This window comes from Rothia kristinae, from assembly GCF_016028855.1.
In the GTDB taxonomy this organism is placed as follows: domain Bacteria; phylum Actinomycetota; class Actinomycetes; order Actinomycetales; family Micrococcaceae; genus Rothia; species Rothia kristinae.
On the sequence record NZ_CP065738.1, the window covers coordinates 1,101,468 to 1,120,506 of the forward strand.

The 19,039-nt window shown below is 70.8% G+C and carries 14 protein-coding genes and 1 pseudogene; 6 read left to right on the plus strand and 9 right to left on the minus strand.

Annotated features, from left to right (window positions below):
* Positions 1 to 63 precede the first annotated feature (63 nt).
* The 4 genes from I6G21_RS04935 to I6G21_RS04950 form a co-directional block, all read right to left on the minus strand.
* Positions 64 to 1,542 (minus strand): multicopper oxidase family protein, encoded by a 1,479-nt coding sequence (locus I6G21_RS04935; protein ID WP_058730459.1) that lies wholly within the window; start codon positions 1,540 to 1,542, stop codon positions 64 to 66.
* A gap of 35 nt (positions 1,543 to 1,577) precedes the next feature.
* Positions 1,578 to 2,633, minus strand: a complete 1,056-nt coding sequence (locus I6G21_RS04940; protein ID WP_036982503.1) for a sensor histidine kinase — start codon at positions 2,631 to 2,633, stop codon at positions 1,578 to 1,580.
* Between the two features lie 83 nt (positions 2,634 to 2,716).
* On the minus strand, positions 2,717 to 3,412 hold the full coding sequence (locus I6G21_RS04945) for a response regulator transcription factor (protein WP_058730458.1): 696 nt from the start codon (positions 3,410 to 3,412) through the stop codon (positions 2,717 to 2,719).
* 31 nt (positions 3,413 to 3,443) lie between these two features.
* Entirely contained in the window at positions 3,444 to 4,088 is a 645-nt protein-coding gene (locus I6G21_RS04950; protein ID WP_197939465.1) for a DUF6803 family protein, read from the minus strand.
* Positions 4,089 to 4,238: 150 nt separating this feature from the next.
* Between I6G21_RS04950 and I6G21_RS04955 the strand changes: the two genes are divergently transcribed.
* Positions 4,239 to 5,630: an IS1380 family transposase gene (locus I6G21_RS04955; RefSeq protein WP_129358161.1), complete on the plus strand. Its 1,392-nt coding sequence runs from the start codon at positions 4,239 to 4,241 to the stop codon at positions 5,628 to 5,630.
* A 271-nt stretch (positions 5,631 to 5,901) separates the two neighbouring features.
* Here the strand turns inward: I6G21_RS04955 and I6G21_RS04960 are convergent, their stop codons facing one another.
* Complete coding sequence (locus I6G21_RS04960; protein ID WP_404435018.1) at positions 5,902 to 7,518, minus strand: thiamine pyrophosphate-binding protein; 1,617 nt, start codon at positions 7,516 to 7,518, stop codon at positions 5,902 to 5,904.
* A gap of 318 nt (positions 7,519 to 7,836) precedes the next feature.
* On the opposite strand from I6G21_RS04960, the gene I6G21_RS04965 reads away from it, so the two are divergent.
* Complete coding sequence (locus I6G21_RS04965) at positions 7,837 to 9,498, plus strand: NAD-dependent malic enzyme (RefSeq protein ID WP_064725015.1); 1,662 nt, start codon at positions 7,837 to 7,839, stop codon at positions 9,496 to 9,498.
* A gap of 114 nt (positions 9,499 to 9,612) precedes the next feature.
* Here I6G21_RS04965 and I6G21_RS04970 read toward each other — a convergent pair.
* Both I6G21_RS04970 and I6G21_RS04975 read right to left on the minus strand, forming a co-directional pair.
* Positions 9,613 to 11,049: pseudogene (locus tag I6G21_RS04970) on the minus strand (sodium:solute symporter).
* Between the two features lie 195 nt (positions 11,050 to 11,244).
* Entirely contained in the window at positions 11,245 to 11,811 is a 567-nt protein-coding gene (locus I6G21_RS04975; protein ID WP_129357977.1) for a helix-turn-helix domain-containing protein, read from the minus strand.
* Between the two features lie 221 nt (positions 11,812 to 12,032).
* On the opposite strand from I6G21_RS04975, the gene I6G21_RS04980 reads away from it, so the two are divergent.
* Positions 12,033 to 13,037, plus strand: a complete 1,005-nt coding sequence (locus I6G21_RS04980) for an apurinic/apyrimidinic endonuclease family protein (protein WP_100463749.1) — start codon at positions 12,033 to 12,035, stop codon at positions 13,035 to 13,037.
* 119 nt (positions 13,038 to 13,156) lie between these two features.
* Here I6G21_RS04980 and I6G21_RS04985 read toward each other — a convergent pair whose 3' ends face one another.
* Positions 13,157 to 13,933, minus strand: coding sequence for a glycerophosphodiester phosphodiesterase family protein (locus I6G21_RS04985; protein ID WP_058730452.1), 777 nt, complete (start codon positions 13,931 to 13,933; stop codon positions 13,157 to 13,159).
* A gap of 99 nt (positions 13,934 to 14,032) precedes the next feature.
* Between I6G21_RS04985 and I6G21_RS04990 the strand changes: the two genes are divergently transcribed.
* The 3 genes from I6G21_RS04990 to I6G21_RS05000 all read left to right on the plus strand — a co-directional run bounded on the left by I6G21_RS04990 (position 14,033) and on the right by I6G21_RS05000 (position 17,633).
* Entirely contained in the window at positions 14,033 to 14,785 is a 753-nt protein-coding gene (locus I6G21_RS04990; RefSeq protein ID WP_129357976.1) for a fructosamine kinase family protein, read from the plus strand.
* A 342-nt stretch (positions 14,786 to 15,127) separates the two neighbouring features.
* Positions 15,128 to 16,330: an agmatinase gene (gene speB / locus I6G21_RS04995; protein ID WP_081046027.1), complete on the plus strand. Its 1,203-nt coding sequence runs from the start codon at positions 15,128 to 15,130 to the stop codon at positions 16,328 to 16,330.
* Between the two features lies 1 nt (position 16,331).
* Positions 16,332 to 17,633 carry an aminotransferase-like domain-containing protein gene (locus I6G21_RS05000; RefSeq protein WP_232238568.1) on the plus strand — a complete coding sequence of 434 codons (1,302 nt, stop codon included), beginning with the start codon at positions 16,332 to 16,334 and terminating at the stop codon, positions 17,631 to 17,633.
* A gap of 58 nt (positions 17,634 to 17,691) precedes the next feature.
* On the opposite strand, the gene I6G21_RS05005 is transcribed toward I6G21_RS05000, so the two are convergent.
* The gene (locus I6G21_RS05005; RefSeq protein ID WP_129357975.1) at positions 17,692 to 18,945 is read right to left on the minus strand and encodes a threonine/serine exporter family protein; all 1,254 of its coding nucleotides are present in this window, start codon (positions 18,943 to 18,945) and stop codon (positions 17,692 to 17,694) included.
* Positions 18,946 to 19,039 lie beyond the last annotated feature (94 nt).

Here is a 19,039-nt window from a genome sequence, read left to right on the forward strand (position 1 = left end):
GTGCGGGCATGCGGCGGTGCGGTTCCCGGGGTGACGCGGGAACCGCATCGGCGTGGGCTGGGGTCAGTAGCGCAGGCTGGTCATCATGCCGATCTCGGCGTGGTAGATGTTGTGGCAGTGCAGCATCCAGGCTCCGGGGTTGTCGGCCTGCAGGTCGGCCTCGATGGTCTGCATGGGCAGCAGCAGCACGGTGTCCTTGCGCAGTCCGTTGCTGCCCGGCAGGGACCAAGTGTGGCCGTGGATGTGCATCGGGTGGGCCATCATCGTCATGTTCGTCATCCGCATCCGGACCCGCTGTCCCGGGCTGATCGACAGGGGTGTGTCCTCACCGAACTTCTTGCCGTTGATGCCCCAGGCGTAGGGCTTCATCTGGCCGTTGAGCTGGACCTCGAGGGTCTGCTCCGGTTCCTTGTCGGGCAGCTTGGCTGCGTCGGCGGCGCGCAGGGCGGTGCCCAGGGCAGCCTTTCCTCCGAGTTCGGGGATTCGGGTGGTGGCCGGCGGAATGCTGCCGGCGCCGGTCTTGACGATGGCGCGGGCGGGAGTACCGGTCTTGCCCTCGGGGGCGGCCTGCAGCACGAAGACGCCGTCGCCGACGGTGACGGTGGCGTCGATCCTTTCTCCCATGGCGAGGTAGATGGCCGTCGCCTCGACCGGCTGCACGGCGAAACCGTCGGCGTGGGTGATGGTGAGTCGGTGCCCGGACAGGCCGACCTTGAAGATCGTGTCGGCTCCGGCATTGATGAGCCGTAGCCGGACCTTGTCCCCGGGGCGTGCCGTGAGGGTGCGCGGTGCGGCCGGGATCCGGCCGTTGACGACGTAGTGCGGGTAGCTCACGTCTCCGGCATCGCCCAAGGGGGAACTGCCGTGGTCCATGCCTCCCATGTCGTGGTTCATTCCTTGGGACAGGGGGCCGCTGTTGGCCTTGAAGTCGGCGAAGATCGCATCCGGTGACTTGCCAACCCCATCGGTCCAGTCATCCAGGACCAGGACCCATTCCGCGTCGTGGTCGCCCGGATCGCGTGGGTCGTCCAGCACGAGGGGAGCGTACAGCCCCCGGTCGATCTGGACTCCGCTGTGGGGATGGAAGAAGTAGGTTCCGGCATGGGGTGCGACGAACTCGTAGGTGAAGGCACTCTTGGCGGCGATGGGGTCCTGAGTGACACCAGGCACACCGTCGGAGGCGTTGCGCAGGGCAATGCCGTGCCAGTGCACCGAGGTGGCTGTGGGGAGCTGGTTGTCGACCGTGACCCGGAACAGGTCGCCCGCCTTGCCGCGCAGGACGTTCCCGTCGAGTTCGTCGGTGTAGGCCCAGGTCTTGGCCAGGACACCGCCCAGGTCCAAGGTGACAGGGCGCGGGGTCAGGGTGTGGGTGACGGTCGTCGCCCCGGTCGGGGTGGCGAGTGGTGTCTGGGTCGGGATGGCCCATGTGGCCGGGGTGGTGCTGGCCGGGGAGGGCTGCTTGGCGCCGCATGCAGCCAGGGCGCTGGTGGATGCCAGGCCGAGGCCGGCGAGCAAGGCCTGTCGGCGAGTGATCGTGTTCATGCCCACGACTCTTCCCGCCCCGCATTGTGACCGGGTCAGGGAAGTGTGGAGATTCGATCAAGACTTCGTGGCAGCACCAGGGTGAACGACGCACCGCAGCCCACCCCCGGACTGGCCGCCAGCACGTCGCCCCCATGTGCCCGGGCGACGGCTCTGGCGATGGTCAGGCCGACTCCGGTTCCGCCGTCGACGTCACGGACCCTGCGTGATCCTTGGTGGAAGAAGCGTTCGAAGACGTGGGGCACCTCACCGGCGGGTATGCCTGCGCCGGTGTCGCTGACCTGGATGGACACCGAGTCCGTGTCAGACCAGCTCGTCACACATACCTCACCCCCGCGTGGCGTGTGCTGGACGGCGTTGCGCAGCAGGTTGTCCAGGACCTGGCCGATGCGTGCAGGGTCGACATCCACCTCCACGGGGCAGTTGCCACGGGTCACCAGCTGGATACCTGCCTCGGCACAGGCTTTCGCACACGAGGTGACCGCCGATTCCACCAGGTCATCGATGCGGGTCAGCCGTAGTTCCAAGGGGATCCGCCCCTCCTCTGCCCTGGAGACCTCGGAGATGTCGGCCGCCAGCGCCGTGATGCGCTCGTTCTGGCGTTGGAGGACCTCAAGGACCTCCGGCCCATACACGGCGACTCCGTCCTGGAGGCTCTCGAGCGTCACCCGCGTCACGGACAGGGGCGTTCGCAGCTCATGGCCAAGATCGGTCAACATGCGTCGTCGGGTGGCCTCCGTGGCCGCGATCTGGGCCGCCATCCGGTTGAACTCATGGGCCACGGATTCGAGTTCGCGCCCCAGTGGCGGCATGCGCACGGGGTCGTCGTAGTTGCCGTGCGCGACCCTCTCAGCCCCCTCGGCCAGGGCATCCAGCCCTCGGATGAGGCTGCGGTTCAGCACCCATGACGTCACCGCCGCGATCATCATCGCGGCGGCAAGCCCCAATCCCAGGGAGGCCGCACCGGCGTCATGGAAGGCACGCTCGGCATGGTCCAGCACCATGGGCTGGGTGTGCCCGGCCTCGGCCATGTGCTTCTTGAACAACGGCGGGCCCATCTCCAGGGCGGTCAGGACCAGCGTGACGCTCATGGTGACCAGGACGGCGAACTGGGTCCACACCACCCGTCGACCCCACGACAACCCGGGCCACAGCTCTGATGGCCGTCCTCCCATCAGCCTCGGCCCATCCGGTAGCCCACGCCCCGCACAGTCAGCACGTAGCGGGGATCGGCGGCCTCCTCACCCAGCTTCTTGCGAAGGTGTGCCACGTGGACATCGACCAGATGGTCGTCGCCGACCCAGTCCTCGCCCCAGACCATGTCCGTGAGCTGACGCCGGCTCAACACACGTCCGGGATGCGCGGACAGCGCCTTCAGCAGGTCGAACTCGGTGCGTGTCAGGTCCACCGCCACACCATCCATGAAAGCCTCGCGCGAGTCGGGATGCACCACCAGTTCCCCGATCCTGCGGGCGACGGATACCGAAGCCGTGGATCTCGGGCGACGCAGCATCACCTGGACGCGTGCGACGAGTTCGCGCGGGCTGAAGGGCTTGGTGAGGTAGTCATCCGCGCCCACGGACAACCCGATGAGCATGTCCACCTCGTCAGCTCGCGCGGTCAGCATCAGGACGTAGCAGTCGCTGAAGGTGCGCACCTTGCGACAGACCTCCACTCCGTCGAGGCCCGGAAGGCCGAGGTCGAGGATGACGACATCCGGCTGCTCCTCCCGGATCCGCGACACCGCCTCGTTCCCGTCTGCACACGTGTCTGCGGCCATGCCGGCCCGTTCCAGGTAGTTCTTCACCGTGCCGGCCAGCACCGGTTCGTCGTCGACCACCAGCACCGAAGTGCGCGCCACATCACTCATGGCTCCATCTCACCACGAAACCCAGCAGGCGTCACCTCGTCGGTTGCGAGGACGGGGACATGTTGTGGTTCATGCTGCCCATGTCGTGGTTCATGCCGGACATGCCACCCATGTCATGGGTCATGACGCTCGACGACGTGTCACCTCCCAGGACTGCCGGATCGACCATCCCGAAGATCATCGCCATGTGGGCCACAACGAGGAAGGCCGCCACCATCGCCACGTGCATCCGCAGACGGTTCTCACTACTGCGGCCCAGGACCCCCGCCTCGAGGAGACTGATCACGAGCATGGGCAGGCCACCGACCAGGTAGCTGAGGACCGCGATGACATCAGCCGGGCCGCGCCATCCCCCATTCATGGTCAAGGGCACCACCGCGTGGACCATCAGGTGCGTCCCGATGAAGACCCACACGGGACCGGCGAGCAGGCCAGCAGCCCGACTGAGCCTCGCCACCCACGGGGCTGCGGGCCGGTCATTGCGGCGCCCCAGCAGCATGACCAGTTCCGTGATCGCCAAGGTCTCGGCCAGGATGACCGGGAGGGCCATGAACAACAGCAGGTTCCACGGTTGCCGCACCGCGAGAAGTTCCATGTAGTGGGTCATCGCCATGCCAGCCATGCCCGAGCCAGCAGTCAGGTCGGGCACGGCCAGGGCCAGCCCGACCGCGGCCACGCTGGCAATTCCCAGGAATGCGAGGGACCCACGAGCCAGCCCGGAGATTTCATGGGGGTAGGTGACCCCTGAACGCGAGAAGTGCCCTTGACCTGCAAGGATGTCGATTGCTGAAGTCGATACTTGCAGGATCAGAGGGGCACTTCTCAGGTGAGTAAGCGTAGCGGGCTGTACCCGCATGTCCGGGTTGATGCTGCGGACGTTCCCGCGGTGGCGCATGCGGGCGGGGTGCTGTTGACGCGCACGGTGCGGGTCTCGGGCTTGGATGTGGCGTTGAGGGAGGCGCTGCGACCATGGCGGAAGCCGCTGGTCAGGCACGATCCGGCGAAGGTCGTGACGGATCTGGCGGTTTCGTTGGCGTTGGGTGGGGACGCGTGCCGAGACGCGGCGTTGTTGCGGGCCGAACCCGGCGTGTACGGGCCGGTCGCTTCGGACGCCACGATCAGCCGGACTATCGCGGCCTTGGCCGCTGAGGTCGACAAGGCCGAGAAGGCCATCCCTGGAGCCCGTGCCACAGCGCGCGGACACGCGTGGCGTCTGGCCGGTGACCGCGCCCCGAGCCACGACGCGTCAGCGGCGAATCCGCTGGTCATTGACCTTGACGCGACTCTGGTGACGGCGCACTCGGACAAGGAACAGGGTGCGCCGACGTTCAAACGCGGCTACGGGTTCCACCCGCTGTGCGCCTTCGTGGACCACGGCGGCGACGGCACCGGGGAACCGTTGGCGATGCTCCTGTGCCCGGGCAACGCCGGATCGAACACGGCCGCGGACCACGAGACAGTCATCAAGCAAGCGCTGGCCGCCACACCAGGGATCAACCCGAGGAGGCCGGGTAAGAAGGTCCTGATCCGCACCGATGGCGCTGGTGGCACCCGTGACCTGTTGTGGTTTTGCCACCGGCGCGGGGTGTCGTATTCGATCGGATGGACCCTGCCGGCCGCGATGCCGCAGCTGTACCGGCTCGTGCCCGAGCGCGTGTGGCAGCCGGCGTACGACGCCGACGGGGCCGTGCGTGAGGGCGCGCACGTGGCTGAGCTCACCGACCTGCTCACGCTGAAGGACTACCCGCCGGGCATGCGCGTCATCGTCCGTCGCGAACGTCCCCACCCCGGAGCTCAGCTGCGGTTCGAGGACATCGACGGTTACCGGTTGACCGCGTTCGTCACCAATACGCAGCGTGGACAGCTCGCTGAGCTGGAGTTACGCCACCGTCGGCGGGCCAGGTGTGAGGACCGCATCCGGATCGCCAAGGACACCGGCCTGCACAACCTCCCGTTGCAGGGCTTCGCCCAGAACCGGATCTGGCTGCTCATCGTGCAACTCGCGAACGATCTGCTCGCCTGGATGGGAATGCTCGCCCTGAACGGACACGCCGCCCGCCGGTGGGAACTCAAAACACTGCGGCACCGTCTGTTCACCATCGCCGCAACACTCGCGCGATCCGCCCGTCAACGTCTTCTCCACATCAAGGACACCGCGTCCTGGGCAGTCCTGTTCACCACCGCATGGGACAAACTCGCGACCATGGCCCCACCCTGACCAGCGCCACCCCCGTCCCTTCGAGCCAGCACCGTCCTCGTTCCGTGGAAGACGACGCCCACCGGAAGCGACATCCCGGCCCTTGTCGTACCCACCTGCAAGAATCAGCCGATCTCAACGGCAGCGGCGCCCGTCACACCGGCGCCGCTGCCCGATGAAACATCCGGGTTAGGGCGTACGTATCCAGGGGTGCCTCCGTCCCTGCGTCTTGGGTCGGCAGGGAAGCGGCCCGCCGGGAACCGAGGTCCCGGCGGGCCGCCGCGAACCGAGGCTACTTCAGGGTCCGGCCGATCCTCAGGTGGATCAGGGACGGGCCGCGCGTGCGCAGGGCGGTGCGCACGGCGTCGGCCAGGGTGTCCATGGTGGCCTCCACGCCCACGGCGCCGAAGCCCTCCGCGAGCTTCACCCAGTCCGGCTGGCGCAGATCCACCGCCACCGGGGCGATCCCGGCGGCCCGCTCATTGGCGCGGATCTCCCCGTAGCCGCCGTTGTCCACGCAGATGATCGGCAGGTCCAGCTCCTGCTCCACCGCCGTCATCAGCTCCTGGATCGCGAACATCAGGGCGCCATCGCCCAGCAGGCACACCACCGGACGCTCCGGGGCGGCCACCTTGGCCCCCACCGCCGCCGGCAGGCCGTAGCCCAGCGTGGAGTAGGTGGCCATGAACAGCAGCGAGTTCGGCCTCTGCGCCCGGTAGAACGTGGTGGTGCCCATGTACGTCACCTGGGAGGAGTCCCCGGCGATGATCGTGTCCTCCGGCAGCACCTCCATGATCAGCTCATTCAGCTGTGCCAGCTCCGGGGCGATCGCCCGACCCTCCTCATCCAGGGCGTCGAACACCTCCCGCAGATCCCGCTCCGGCCGCGCCGGCCTCCCCGCCAGCTCGGCGCGCAGCGCCTCCACCAGCTGCGGCACGACGGCCGCGGAGTTGCCCGGCAGCTCCAGGTCCGGGGTGATGTTGGTGAGCATCTGGGAGCGCTCGATGTCCTGGCGGATCACCGGGCCCGCCGGGCGGATATCCCCCTCCCACAGCTCGGCCTCCCCGATCTTCGAGCCCACGATCAGCAGGGCGTCCGCAGACCGGCAGAACTCGTGCATCGCGGACAGCCGCAGATCCGCCCCCAGGGACAGCCGGTGCTTCTCCGGGATCGCGCCCTTCCCGTTCACCGACGTCACCACCGGGGCCTCCAGCAGCTCCGCCAGCTCCAGCAGCGCCGGACCCGCCGCCAGGGAGCCGCCGCCGGCCACGATCACCGGACGCTCGGAGGCCGCCAGCAGCTTCGCCGCCCGCGCGACGTCGTGGGCCGGGGCCGGCTGTGGAGACCCCAGCGGGCGCGGGGCCAGGTCCGCCTCCTCGAAGCCGCCCTCCTCCGCGAGCACATCCATCGGCACCTCGATGTGCACCGGCCGCGGCCGGGAGTGAGCGAAGGACACGAAGGCGTTGTGGATCATCTCCACCGCCTCCAGGGCCGAATTGACCCGGCGGGACACCCCCACGATCGCCCCGACCGCGCCGGTGGGGTTCTTGGTCTCGTGCAGCGCCCCGATGTCCCGGAACTCGTGCCCGCGCGGGCGCCCGGGGGAGAGCAGGATCATCGGCCGGGACTCGGCGTAGGCGGTGGCCGCCCCGGACAGGGAGTTCAGCAGGCCCGGCCCGGAGGTGGTGATCACGACGCCGGGCAGCCCCCGGGTCAGGGACCAGCCGTCCGCGCCGTAGGCCGCGCCCTGCTCGTGCCGGGTGGTGATCGGGGTGATCCCCAGGCCCTCCAGGTGCCGGTAGAACTCCAGGTTGTGGGTGCCCGGGATCCCGAAGACCGTGTCGATGCCGTAGCCGCGCAGGGTCTTCAGGATCGCGTAGCCGGCGTTGCGGCGGGGCTCGGTGCGCACCTCGGCGCCGTCGTCCGGGGCGGCCACGGCGCTGGGGGTCGCGACGTCGGGCGCGGTCTCGGGGTGCTGGGTCACGTCAGGCCTCCTGCGGGTGCTGCGGATCGGGATGCTCGGGGGCGCCGACGCGGGAGCCGGCTGTTGCCCGTGGATGAACTGGAGTCTACCGGGAGGAAACCCGCGGCGTGACGCAGACGACGCCGGATATCGCGCGAGGAATTCCCTGGATGCTCCCAGGAACGCGGGCCTACGATCGAGAATGGAAGCACCGAGGCGGAGCCGCCGGGTTCCGCCCGAACCACCTCAGGAGCGTGATTTCCCATGGCCCTGCGTCCCGAAGCGATGACGGACCCCATCATCAACCGCGGCACCGCGTACACCCACGAGCAGCGCAGGCAGCTCGGCCTGACCGGACGCCTGCCCTCCGGAGTGGAGACCCTGGACGCCCAGGCCGCCCGTTGCTGGGCCCAGCTCGGCCAGTTCCAGACGAACCTGCAGAAGTACATCTACCTGGACCAGCTGCACGACCGGAACGAGACCGTGTACTTCAAGCTCCTCGTGGACCACCTCAAGGAGCTGCTGCCCATCGTCTACGACCCCACGATCGGCGAGGCCATCGAGAACTGGTCCCAGGACTACCGTCAGTCCCGCGCCGTCTACCTCTCCGTGGACCGCATCGAGGACATCCGGGAGAGCTTCCAGACCCTCGGCCTGGGCCCGGACGACGTCGACCTCATCGTCTGCTCCGACGCCGAGCAGATCCTCGGCATCGGCGACTGGGGCGTGAACGGCACCGACATCGCCATCGGCAAGCTCGCCATCTACACGGCCGCCGCCGGCATCGACCCCTCCCGCGTGATCGCCGTGAACCTGGACGCCGGCACCGACAACGAGGACCTGCTGAACTCCCCCACGTACCTCGGCAACCGCCACGCCCGGGTGCGCGGGAAGGAATACGACCGCCTCATCGCGGAGTACCTGAAGGTCGCCTCCGAGCTGTTCCCGCACGCCCTGCTGCACTTCGAGGACTTCGGCCCCTCCAACGCCCGGCGGATCCTGCAGGACAACGCTGAGGACTACCGCATCTTCAACGACGACATGCAGGGCACCGGCGCGATCGTCACCGCCGCCGTGATGTCCGGGATGCGGGTGAGCGGCACCGACTTCTCCGACCAGAAGGTCGTGGTCTACGGCGCCGGCACCGCCGGCACCGGGATGGCCGACCAGCTGCGCGCCGGCATGATCCGGGACGGGCTGAGCGAGAAGGAGGCCACCGCCCGGATCTGGCTGATCGACATCAACGGCCTGGTCACCGACGACATGGACGACCTGCCGGACTACCAGCAGGCCTACGCCCGCCCCGCCGACGAGGTGAAGAGCTGGAAGCGCCAGGACGGGAAGATCGGGCTGGCCGAGGTGGTGCGCAAGGTCAAGCCGACCATCCTCATCGGCACCTCCACCGACCACGGGGCCTTCACCGAGGAGGTCGTCTCCGCGATGGCCGACGGGTGCGATCGCCCGATCATCCTGCCGCTGTCCAACCCGACCTCCCGCATCGAGGCCATGCCGCAGGACGTGATCCGCTGGTCCGACGGCCGCGCACTGGTGGCCGCCGGCATCCCCGTGGATGACCTGGACTACAAGGGCACCACCTACCGCTTCGGCCAGGGCAACAACGCCCTGCTCTACCCGGGCCTGGGCCTGGGCACGATCGTCGCCGGAGCGAAACACGTGACCGACGGGATGCTGCTGGCCGCGGCCTCCGCGGTGGCCGACCAGGTGGATGCCTCCCAGCCCGGCGCCCCGATCCTGCCGCCGGTGGAGAACCTGCGGGCCTCCTCCGCGAAGGTCGCGGTGGCCGTGGTCGAGGAGGCCGTGCGCGCCGGCGTCGCCGAGAACGCCCCGGAGAACGTGATCGCCGCGGTCCAGGAGCGCATGTGGTGGCCGGCCTACCCGGAGGAGCTGCCGACGACGGCGCACTGATCCTGAAGGAGATGCGCCGAACCGTCGCTGGCGTGGGCTCTGACCCGGTCAGAACCCACGGCGGCGACGGTTCGGCGCAGGGGGGCGGCGGGTACGGGACGCGGGCGCGCGGGGTTACCGCGCCAGGCGCTCCCGCCAGGCGCCCAGCACGTGCCGCGGCGTCGGCGGGGTGGCCAGGGAGACCCCGACGAACACCACCAGGGAGGCCGCCAGACCCACGTAGATCGGGGCGTTGGCCTCCACCCCGAACACCGCCATGGACACCAGCACGCCCACGGTGCCCACGACCATGGACCACCCGGCGGCGGCCCCAGTGGCCCGCTGCCACACCAGCGCCCCCAGGATCGGCACGAGCAGCCCGCCCACCAGGATCCCGTACGCGATGGTCAGCGCCGTGACCACGCTGGGCACGAGCATCGCGATGATCGTGACGACCACGCCCAGCCCCAGCACGTACCACCGGTCCAGGGCCATCGCGGCCTCGGACTCCCCGGTGACCTCCAGGGACAGCTGCTCGGTGTCCGGGTGCGACGTCGCGTCCTCCGCCGCGGACCCGCCGCCGGCCAGGGAGCGCAGCAGCGGCACCACGTCCACCCGCGCCACCGTGGCCGAGGCGATCAGCGCCCCGGAGGCGGTGGACATCATCGCGGCCACCCCGGCGGCCAGCACCAGCCCGCCCAGGCCCACCGGCAGGTAGCCCTCGGCCAGGGCCGCGAAGGCCTCATCCCCGGAGGCCAGGTCCGGCAGCACCACGGCCCCGGCCATCCCGATCACGGCCCCGGCCACCCCGTACAGCAGCACGTACACGCCCGAGGCGGTCCCGCCCCAGCGGGCCACCTGCGGGGAGCGGGCGGTGAACACCCGCTGCCAGATGTCCTGGCCCACCAGGATGCCCAGGGTGTAGACCACGAACATCGTCACGATGTACCCGGGCCCGCGCGCCCCGAGATCGAAGTGCGCGGCGTCCAGGCGCTGCTCCAGCCCGGACCAGCCGCCCGCGGCGTGCAGGGAGAAGGGCAGCAGCAGGAGGAACATCCCGACCGTCATGATCGCGAACTGCAGCAGGTCCGTCAGGGTGATGGACCACATCCCGCCCAGGATCGAGTACCCGATGACCACGACCGCCCCGAGGGCGATCCCCTAGGCGCGGTCGATGCCGAACAGCACTCCGAACACGCTGGCGTAGGCCGAGGTGGAGGTCACCGCGAGCATCAGGGTGTACCCGAGTATCACGATCGAGGAGGCCCGCACCGCCCGCCCGCCGAAGCGCAGCCCCAGCATCTGGGAGACGGTGTACACCCGCAGCCGCTGCAGCCGGCCCGCGAACAGCAGGGACAGCACGATGACTCCCACGGCGATCGCCGTCACCAGCCACACCCCGGACAGCCCGTAGGTCCAGCCCAGCCCGACGCCGCCGATGGTCGCCGCCCCGCCGAGCACCACTGCGGACATGGTGCCCGTGTAGAAGACCGGGCCCAGGCGCCGCCCGGCCACCCGGTAGTCCTCGGTGCTGCGGGCCCGGCGTTTGCCCACCCAGCCGAGGAACAGCATGAGCAGCAGATACAGGATGATGACGGCGACGTTCACGTGGGTCTCCTGAGTCTGGATGAAGTGCGTGGCCTCACGATACTGGGTGCGGATCACCACCGTGTTGCGCTGCCTGCGCCGAACCGTCATCGGCGTGGCTTCCGGGGCGCTGTTGAGCCACGTGGGTGACGGTTCGGCGGAACCCTGAGGCCCGGCCGGTCAGGGGGCCAGCAGGATCCACAGGACCTCGGCCGGCTCCTCGCCCAGGCTGCGCCAGGAGTGCGGCTCGCGCCCGCTGAAGGTCACCGTGTCCCCGGGGCCCAGGGCGTATTCCCCGGCGGCGGTGCGCAGCAGGAAGCGCCCGGAGATCACGTGCAGCAGCTCGGTCTCGCACTCCACCGTGTACAGGGCCTCCTCGCCCTCCCCGCCCGGGGCGACGCTGGCGCGGATCACCTGCGCGCCCTCCAGCTCCGGGGCCGAGACCAGCCGCTCGGCGATCCCGGTGCCGCCCAGATCCACGTGCGGGGCCTCCGCCAGGCGCACCACCGTCGTCGGCGGCTCCTCGAACAGCTGACCCACCGGGACTCGCAGCGCCCGGCAGATCTTCACCAGGGAAGCCACGGACGGGGAGGTCTGGTCCCGCTCCACCCGGGAGAGGAAGCCCTTGGTCAGCCCGGCCGCCCCCGCCAGCTGCTCGATCGTCATGTGCGCGCGCAGCCGGTGGTTGCGCAGGCGGGCGCCGAGCTCGGGGTCGCGCTCGGACTGCTGGACCGGCAGGGCCTTCATGGGTCGCTCCTGGTGGGGTGGGCGGCGTCGTGATCTCCCCAACGATCCTGCCATCTGCGCCGAACCGTCACCCGCGTGGCTGATCGGCCCGTCGGAACCCACGCCGATGACGGTTCGGCGCGGCAGCACCGGGGGGCGAGTGACACGGATGGGCAGGTCAGGGCGGTTCTCGTTACGCTGGCTGGGCAGAACGTCATCGCACCGACCCACCCGAAAGCGACATGAACCACCTCGTCTCAGCTCGCCGCCCCGCGGCCGCCATCGCCCTGCTCGCCTCCGCGGCCCTCGCCCTGTCCGGGTGCGGCTCCTCCGCCGACTCCGACGACGCCGCCTCCGGATCGGGCTCCGCCGCCGCCTCCGCGTCCGGGTCCGCCGGAGGGGCCCAGGCCTCGACGTCGGCGTCGGCCAGCCCGACCACCAGCGGCAAGGACGCGCAGCTGGTCGGCGGCGGACGCACCATGTTCCCGGACCGGCGCATGGTCGCCCTGTACGGCTCCCCCAACGGGCCCTCCCTGGGCGCGCTGGGCGAGCAGTCCCCGGAGGAATCCGCGCAGCGGGTCAAGAAGATGGCCGAGGACTACCAGCAGTACAGCAAGGAGAAGGTGATCCCGGCCTTCGAGATCATCACCACCACCGCCTCCAGCGCCCCCGGTGCGGACGGGGACTACTCGGATGAGATCCCCGTGGAGCAGCTCAAGCCGCTCATGGACGTGGCCAAGAAGGAGGGGATCTACGTGGTCCTGGACTTCCAGCCGGGCCGCTCCGACTTCCCCAGCCAGGTGGAGCAGTACAAGGAGCTGCTGGCCGAGCCGAACGTCGGCGTCGGCCTGGACCCGGAGTGGCGCCTGGCCCCGGACGAGCTGCCGCTGCAGCAGATCGGCACCGTGGACGCCTCCGAGATCAACCGGACCCTGGACGACATCGCCGCGATCACCCGCGAGCACGAGCTGCCGCAGAAAGCCGTGGTCATCCACCAGTTCGCCGGGACAATGATCACCAACCGCGAGCAGATCGACACCTCCCACCAGGAGCTGGCCCTGACCCTGCACGCGGACGGGCACGGCACCCCGGAGCTGAAGAAGGAGACCTGGAACGCCCTGCAGGAGGGACTGCCGAAGGGCATCTGGATGTCCTGGAAGAACTTCTACGACGAGGACACCCCGATGTTCACCCCGCAGCAGACCTACGAGCTGCAGCCCAAGCCCTGGGTGGTCACCTACCAGTGACCCGCCGGGTGCCCGGGGGATGACGTCGGTCCCGGGCGGCGCGGGGCAGGCGTGGTGCTCCCAGGGTGCGGGGGCGGCGTCGGCCGCGGCTCAGGCGGCGGCCCCGGGCACGGCGCGGCTCAGGCGCTGTGCCGCCCGGCGGGGATCCGGGCGAACTGGCGGATGACCCGCTCCGGGCCGTCCGTGCACATCCCGCGCACGCCCCACGCGGCGAGCTTGCGGGAGCGGCCCCGATCGTTCACCGTCCAGGTGTTCACGCCCAGGCCCTCCGCGTGCAGCAACCGCACGGTGGCCCGGCTCAGGTCCCGGTGGTGCGGGTGCACCCACGTCGCCCCGGTGCTGCGCACCGCCTCGCGCCACTCGGAGCGTCGACTCCACGGGGCCATCTGCAGCGGCTCGAACAGGCAGGCCGTGGCGTAGCCGGGGGCTGCCCGGTGGAACGCGGCCAGCAGCTCATGGTTGAAGCTGGAGACGATCACCTCCCGCTCCGGCGCCAGCCGATCCAGGTGCTCGGTCACGGTCTCCAGGAACCGGGTGGTGCGCCGCGGCGTCGGATCGGACAGCTTCAGCTCCAGATTCAGATTCAGCCCGCGGACCTCGGCCAGCTCGATCAGCTCGCCCAGCTGAGGCACCCGCTGCCCCGCGTGCGCGGAGGAGAACCAGGAGCCGGCGTCGATCCCGGCCAGATCCGTGCGGATCAGCTCGGCCACCGGCCCGACGGCGTCGGTGGTGCGCTCCAGCGTCGCGTCGTGGATGAGCACGGCGGTGCCATCGCCCAGCAGGTCGACGTCCGTCTCGATCCAGCCGAAGCCGGCGTCCGCGGCGGCGCGGAAGGCCGCCATCGTGTTCTCGGGTGCTCTGGCACTGTGCCCGCGGTGGGCGATCAGGAAGCTCACGGCTCCATCCCAACAGGTCGCATCGACGGCAGGGTGAACGGCGGGGGAACCGCTCGGGAACCCCCACCCTATGCGCATCCGCCGTGATAAACCGGAGGGATGGACACTTTCGTGAAGAACACCACGGGACGCGCCGCCGACTGGGAGGCCGCGGGGCTGGACTGGCTGGCCCGCGCCGAGCCGGACGGCGGGGTGCGCATCTGCCGGGTCCTGGGTCGGCCCGACGGCGGGCTCGAGCTGGAGCGGATCCGGGAGGCCGCGCCGTCGAAGTCCGCGGCCGGGGCCTTCGGCCAGGCGCTCGCGGTGACCCACGATGCCGGAGCCCCGGCCTTCGGCGCCGGTCCCGACGGCTGGGAGGGTGACGGCTACCAGGGGCCCGCCGGTCAGCAGCTGGACCTGCGCCTGGGATCATGGGAGTCCTGGGGCGAGTTCTGCGCCGCCGCCCGGGTGGCGCCGCTGGTGCGCGCGGGGAGGTTCGGGGCGGATGAGCGGGCGCTGTTCGGGAAGCTGTGCGATCGCCTGCGTGCCGGGGACTTCGATGACGACGACGCCCCGGCCCGCTGCCACGGGGACCTGTGGTCCGGGAACGTGCTGTGGACCGAGGACGAGGTGGTGCTCATCGACCCGACCGCCTTCGGCGGGCACCGCGAATCCGACCTCGCGGCGCTGTCCCTGTTCGGCGCGCCGCATCTGCGCGAGATCATCGCGGGGTACCAGCAGGTCCATCCGCTGCAGGAGGGCTGGGAGGACCGGGTGGCCCTGCACCAGATCCACCTGATGCTCCTGCACGCCGTGCTCTTCGGCGGCGGCTACGTGACCCGCGCCCTGGAGATCGCCCGCCGCTACGCCTGAGCGGGGGCACCCGTTCCCGTCCGGGCGCGTCCCTCCCGCGACCCGGCGCATCCGTTCCCGTTCGTACGGGTTCTTCCGGCGAGATGGCGCATCCGTTCCCGGTTTTCGCGTTTTCGGGAACGAGAGCGCCGGGTCGGTGAGGGGGTGGGTACGAGGGCGCCGGGTCGATGGGGGTGAGGGTGTCTCGAGCGGAAGGGGTGGGTACGGGAGCGCCGGGTCGATGCAGGAGGAGGGCGTCGGGAGTGCGGGTCCTCGAAGAAGGGGAAGCGCTGGGGCAACTTCTGTTGCACAATGGGAAACGACGCAGATCACATCCTCGTCGTCGAAAGGCAGCAGCATCCCATGACGGACCAGCACCCCGCTGAAGACCCCACCGAAACCACCGGATCCATCGGAACCCCCACCCCCGCCGCGAGCTTCTCCGCGCGTCCCCGGCGGGTCACCACCACGGCCTCGGACGGGCGGCAGATCCTCGGCCCGGTGGACGCCGCGCAGGTGCCTCGCTGGGCCGGGAGCGGGACCTTCGCCCGGCTGCCTCGCCTGGACGAGGTGGAGCACGCCGACGTCGTCGTCGCCGGGATGCCGTGGGACACCGGCGTCTCCTACCGGCCCGGCGCCCGCTTCGGCGCCAACCACGTGCGGGAGTCCTCGCGGCTGCTGCGGCCCTTCAACCCGGCGCAGTCCCACTCGCCCTTCGCTGGGGTGCAGGTGGCCGACGCCGGGGACATCATCGGCAACCCCTTCGACATCGAGGAGGCGCTGGCCGCGATGCAGGCCGGGGCCCGGGAGCTGACCGAGGGTGGGACCCGCCTGGTCACGATCGGCGGGGACCACACCATCGCGCTGCCCAACCTGCGCAACCTGGCCGAGCGCCACGGGAAGATCGCCCTGCTGCACTTCGACGCGCACCTGGACACCTGGGACACCTACTTCGGCGCCGAGTACACCCACGGCACCCCGTTCCGCCGGGCCTTCGAGGAGGACCTGCTGGACACGGACGCCCTGTGCCACGTGGGCACCCGCGGCCCGCTGTACGGCACCGAGGACCTGGATGACGACGCCCGCTTCGGCTTCGGCATCGTCTCCTCGGCGGACATCTACCGGCTCGGGGTGGACCGGGTCGTGCAGATCCTGCGCGAGCGGATCGGGGACCGTCCGCTGTACGTCTCCCTGGACATCGACGTGCTGGACCCCGCCCACGCCCCGGGCACCGGCACCCCCGAGGCCGGCGGGGCCACCTCCCGGGAGATCCTGGAGATCCTGCGGGGCCTGCGCGGGCTGAACCTGGTAGGTGCGGAGGTCGTGGAGGTCGCCCCGGCCTACGACCACGCCGAGATCACCGGCATCGCCGCCGCCCACATCGTCTACGAGTTCATCACCCTGCTCTCGCTCGGCGCGGGGGCCGACGCCGGCTCCCCGGTTTACGGGGAGGCCGACGCCGTCTACGGCGCTCGCCCCGGACGGGCCCGGCGCGACGAGGTTCGGGTGGTGCCCGTGGCCGACGTCGCCGGAACCCCCGACACCACCGGCCGGAAGGAGGCCTGAGGTGCCGAGCATCCAGGAGCTGATGGAGGGCGCCACCGGCGCCGACGCGCGGCTGATGCGCGGCTTCGCCGAGCGCGCCGGGGGCTTCCGTCCCTCGGCGGTGCGCGACGTCTTCGAGGTCGCGATGCGCCCCGGCATCGTCTCCCTGGCCGGGGGCAACCCGGACCTGGAGCTGCTGCCGCTGCAGGAGCTGGGGGAGATGGCTTCGCGGATCATCGCGGAGGAGGGTCTGGAGGTCCTGCAGTACGGCTCGGGAGCGGGGTATGAGCCGCTGATCGAGTTGGTCACCGAGTTCATGCGCTCGGAGGGCTCGCACCCGCGGGTCGAGGAGATCCAGATGACCGCGGGCTCCCAGATGGGTCTGGACCTGGTGACCAAGCTGTTCTGCGATCCGGGCGACGTCATCCTCGCGGAGGGCCCCACGTACACGGGGGCGCTGGGGGTGTTCGAGGGCTACCAGGTGGATGTGCGCCAGGTGCCCCTGGACGAGGACGGCCTGGATCCGGCCGCCGTCGAGACCCGCATCCGGGAGCTGAAGGAGCAGGGCAAGCGCGTCAAGCTGCTCTACACGATCCCGAACTTCCAGAACCCCACCGGGGTGACGCTGGCGCAGGATCGCCGGGCCGAGCTAGTGCGGGTCTGCCGGGAGCAGGACGTGCTGGTGGTGGAGGACAACCCGTACGGTCAGCTGTCCTTCTCCGGTGAGCGCCTGCCGTCCCTGCACTCCTACGACCCGGAGGCCGTGATCTACCTGGGGTCCTTCTCCAAGGTGTTCTCCCCGGGGGTGCGCGTGGGCTGGATGGTCGCGCCGCCGCGGGTGCGCAAGTTCCTGCAGATCGCGGGGGAGGCGGTGACGATCTGCCCGTCGGTGCTCTCCCAGCGCCTGGTCCTGGGGTTCATGGGGCAGGGGCTGTGGGAGTCGCACACCCGCCGCACCGCCGCGCTGTACCGGGAGCGCTGCGACGCCGTGCTCACCGCGTGCCGCGAGCACATGCCGGCCGGCACCCGTTGGACGACGCCGACCGGCGGTTTCTTCACCTGGCTGACCCTGCCGGAGGGCGGCCGGTACGACGACGCCGCGCAGGCCCTGGCCCCGGCGATCGACAACGGCGTCGTGTTCGTCCCCGGCACGGCCTTCCACGATGACCCGACGATGGGTCGCACGCCCGGGACGGATCCGGCCGGGGGCGCGGTGGACGACGCCGGCACCCGCCCGGGCGCCCGGAACCTGCGCCTGGCCTTCTCCTCGGTGGCCCCGGACCGCCTGACCGAGGGGGTGCGGCGCCTGGCCGAGGTGCTCTGAGCCCGAGCGAGCCGATGCTTCAGCGCCGCCTCGCGGCATCCGGCCCGCCAGACCGGGGCTACGGGCGTGCGCGCAGCCGCCGGGGGCGCAGCCGCACCGCGAGGCCGTGGGCGGTGAGCAGACCGAGGGTCATGGCCGCCAGGCTCAGGGCGGCCGTGGCCGCGTCCGTCGTCACGCTGAGCAGCAGATCCTGGCTCGGCCCGGTCACCAGGTCCATCAGCCCCGCCACGGTGCGGAACACGAACACGCCGGGAACGAGGGCCACGACCGCCGCGAAGCCGATCCCCGCGAAGGGCACGTGCCGGGTCAGCACCACGGGGGCCACCACCAGCCCGGCCACCAGGCAGGCGATGAAGTCACCCACCACGACGCCGGCGCCCACCGGCCCCAGCAGCACCCACCGCACCGCGTGGGCCGCGGCCCCGGCGAGCACCGCGTGCGGGATGTAGCGGGCCTGGAGGGAGAAGTAGACCGGATAGGACGCGGCGGCCGCCGCGGCCGCCGGCACGTCGATCCACCAGGCGACCGAGCGACCGGCCGCGTGGACCGGCAGCTGGGCCCCGCCGAGGGCCAGGCCCAGCAGCAGCCCGATGCTGATGCCGACCACGATCAGGGTGCCGAAGACCAGCCGGGCCCAGCCCAGGGTGATGCGCCGAGCCGCCAGATCCAGCATCCCGTTGAGCAGGTGCGGGCCGGGGACCAGGACCATCGCCGGGCAGACCGCGACCAGGCGGGCGTCGCTGGCGGTGCCCAGGTGCACGGTCAGCGCCCCGGCCAGTCCCGCGAGCAGCGCGGCGGCGAAGGCCTGGCCGATCGGCCCGACGCCGCGCCCACCCAGCCACCGCCGGATCACCGCGCCCAGCCCGGCGGCCACCGCCACCAGCACATAGGACACGGGCAGCCGGGCACCGAAGATCGCCGCGAGGGAGCAGGCGCCGGTGATGCAGGCCAGCGCGAAGATCGGCAGCGGGTAGGCAGGCGTCGACGCGGCGTCCTCGAGGCGCCGGGACAGCTCGCGGGCCGAGGGCTTCGGCTGCGCGCGCAGCTGCGCCATGGCGTTCACGACCACGCCCATGTGCACCCCGGTCGGGGAGCCGATCAGGCGCCGGTGGAGCCGGCCGTCCGGGGAGGCGAGCACGGAGCCGTCCCATTCGGGCAGCAGGCGCACCGGCACCTCCAGGCGGCGGGAGAGATCCTCGACGGCCTGCACCGTCCCCGAGGTGGTGCTGCCGTGGGTGAGCATCAGCTGCGCGGCCTGCCCGACCACCCCCAGACGCTCCTCCCGGCTTTCCTGTTCGGGATCCGCGTTCATCCTCGCTCCTCCTTCCGCGGCCGGGGTCCCGGTCTGCGCCGGAGGTCGCTGATTCCATCCTGCGCTTCGCACCGGAGGCCGGCAAAGCGGGACG

Coding starts and splice junctions, on each gene's coding strand:
- I6G21_RS04980 (WP_100463749.1), top strand. CDS start 12,033: ATGAACCACCTCGTCTCAGCTCGCCGCCCCGCGGCCGCCATCGCCCTG.
- I6G21_RS04990 (WP_129357976.1), top strand. CDS start 14,033: ATGGACACTTTCGTGAAGAACACCACGGGACGCGCCGCCGACTGGGAG.
- speB (WP_081046027.1), top strand. CDS start 15,128: ATGACGGACCAGCACCCCGCTGAAGACCCCACCGAAACCACCGGATCC.
- I6G21_RS04935 (WP_058730459.1), bottom strand. CDS start 1,542: ATGAACACGATCACTCGCCGACAGGCCTTGCTCGCCGGCCTCGGCCTG.
- I6G21_RS05005 (WP_129357975.1), bottom strand. CDS start 18,945: ATGAACGCGGATCCCGAACAGGAAAGCCGGGAGGAGCGTCTGGGGGTG.
- I6G21_RS04975 (WP_129357977.1), bottom strand. CDS start 11,811: ATGAAGGCCCTGCCGGTCCAGCAGTCCGAGCGCGACCCCGAGCTCGGC.
- I6G21_RS04965 (WP_064725015.1), top strand. CDS start 7,837: ATGGCCCTGCGTCCCGAAGCGATGACGGACCCCATCATCAACCGCGGC.
- I6G21_RS04940 (WP_036982503.1), bottom strand. CDS start 2,633: ATGAGCGTCACGCTGGTCCTGACCGCCCTGGAGATGGGCCCGCCGTTG.
- I6G21_RS04945 (WP_058730458.1), bottom strand. CDS start 3,412: ATGAGTGATGTGGCGCGCACTTCGGTGCTGGTGGTCGACGACGAACCG.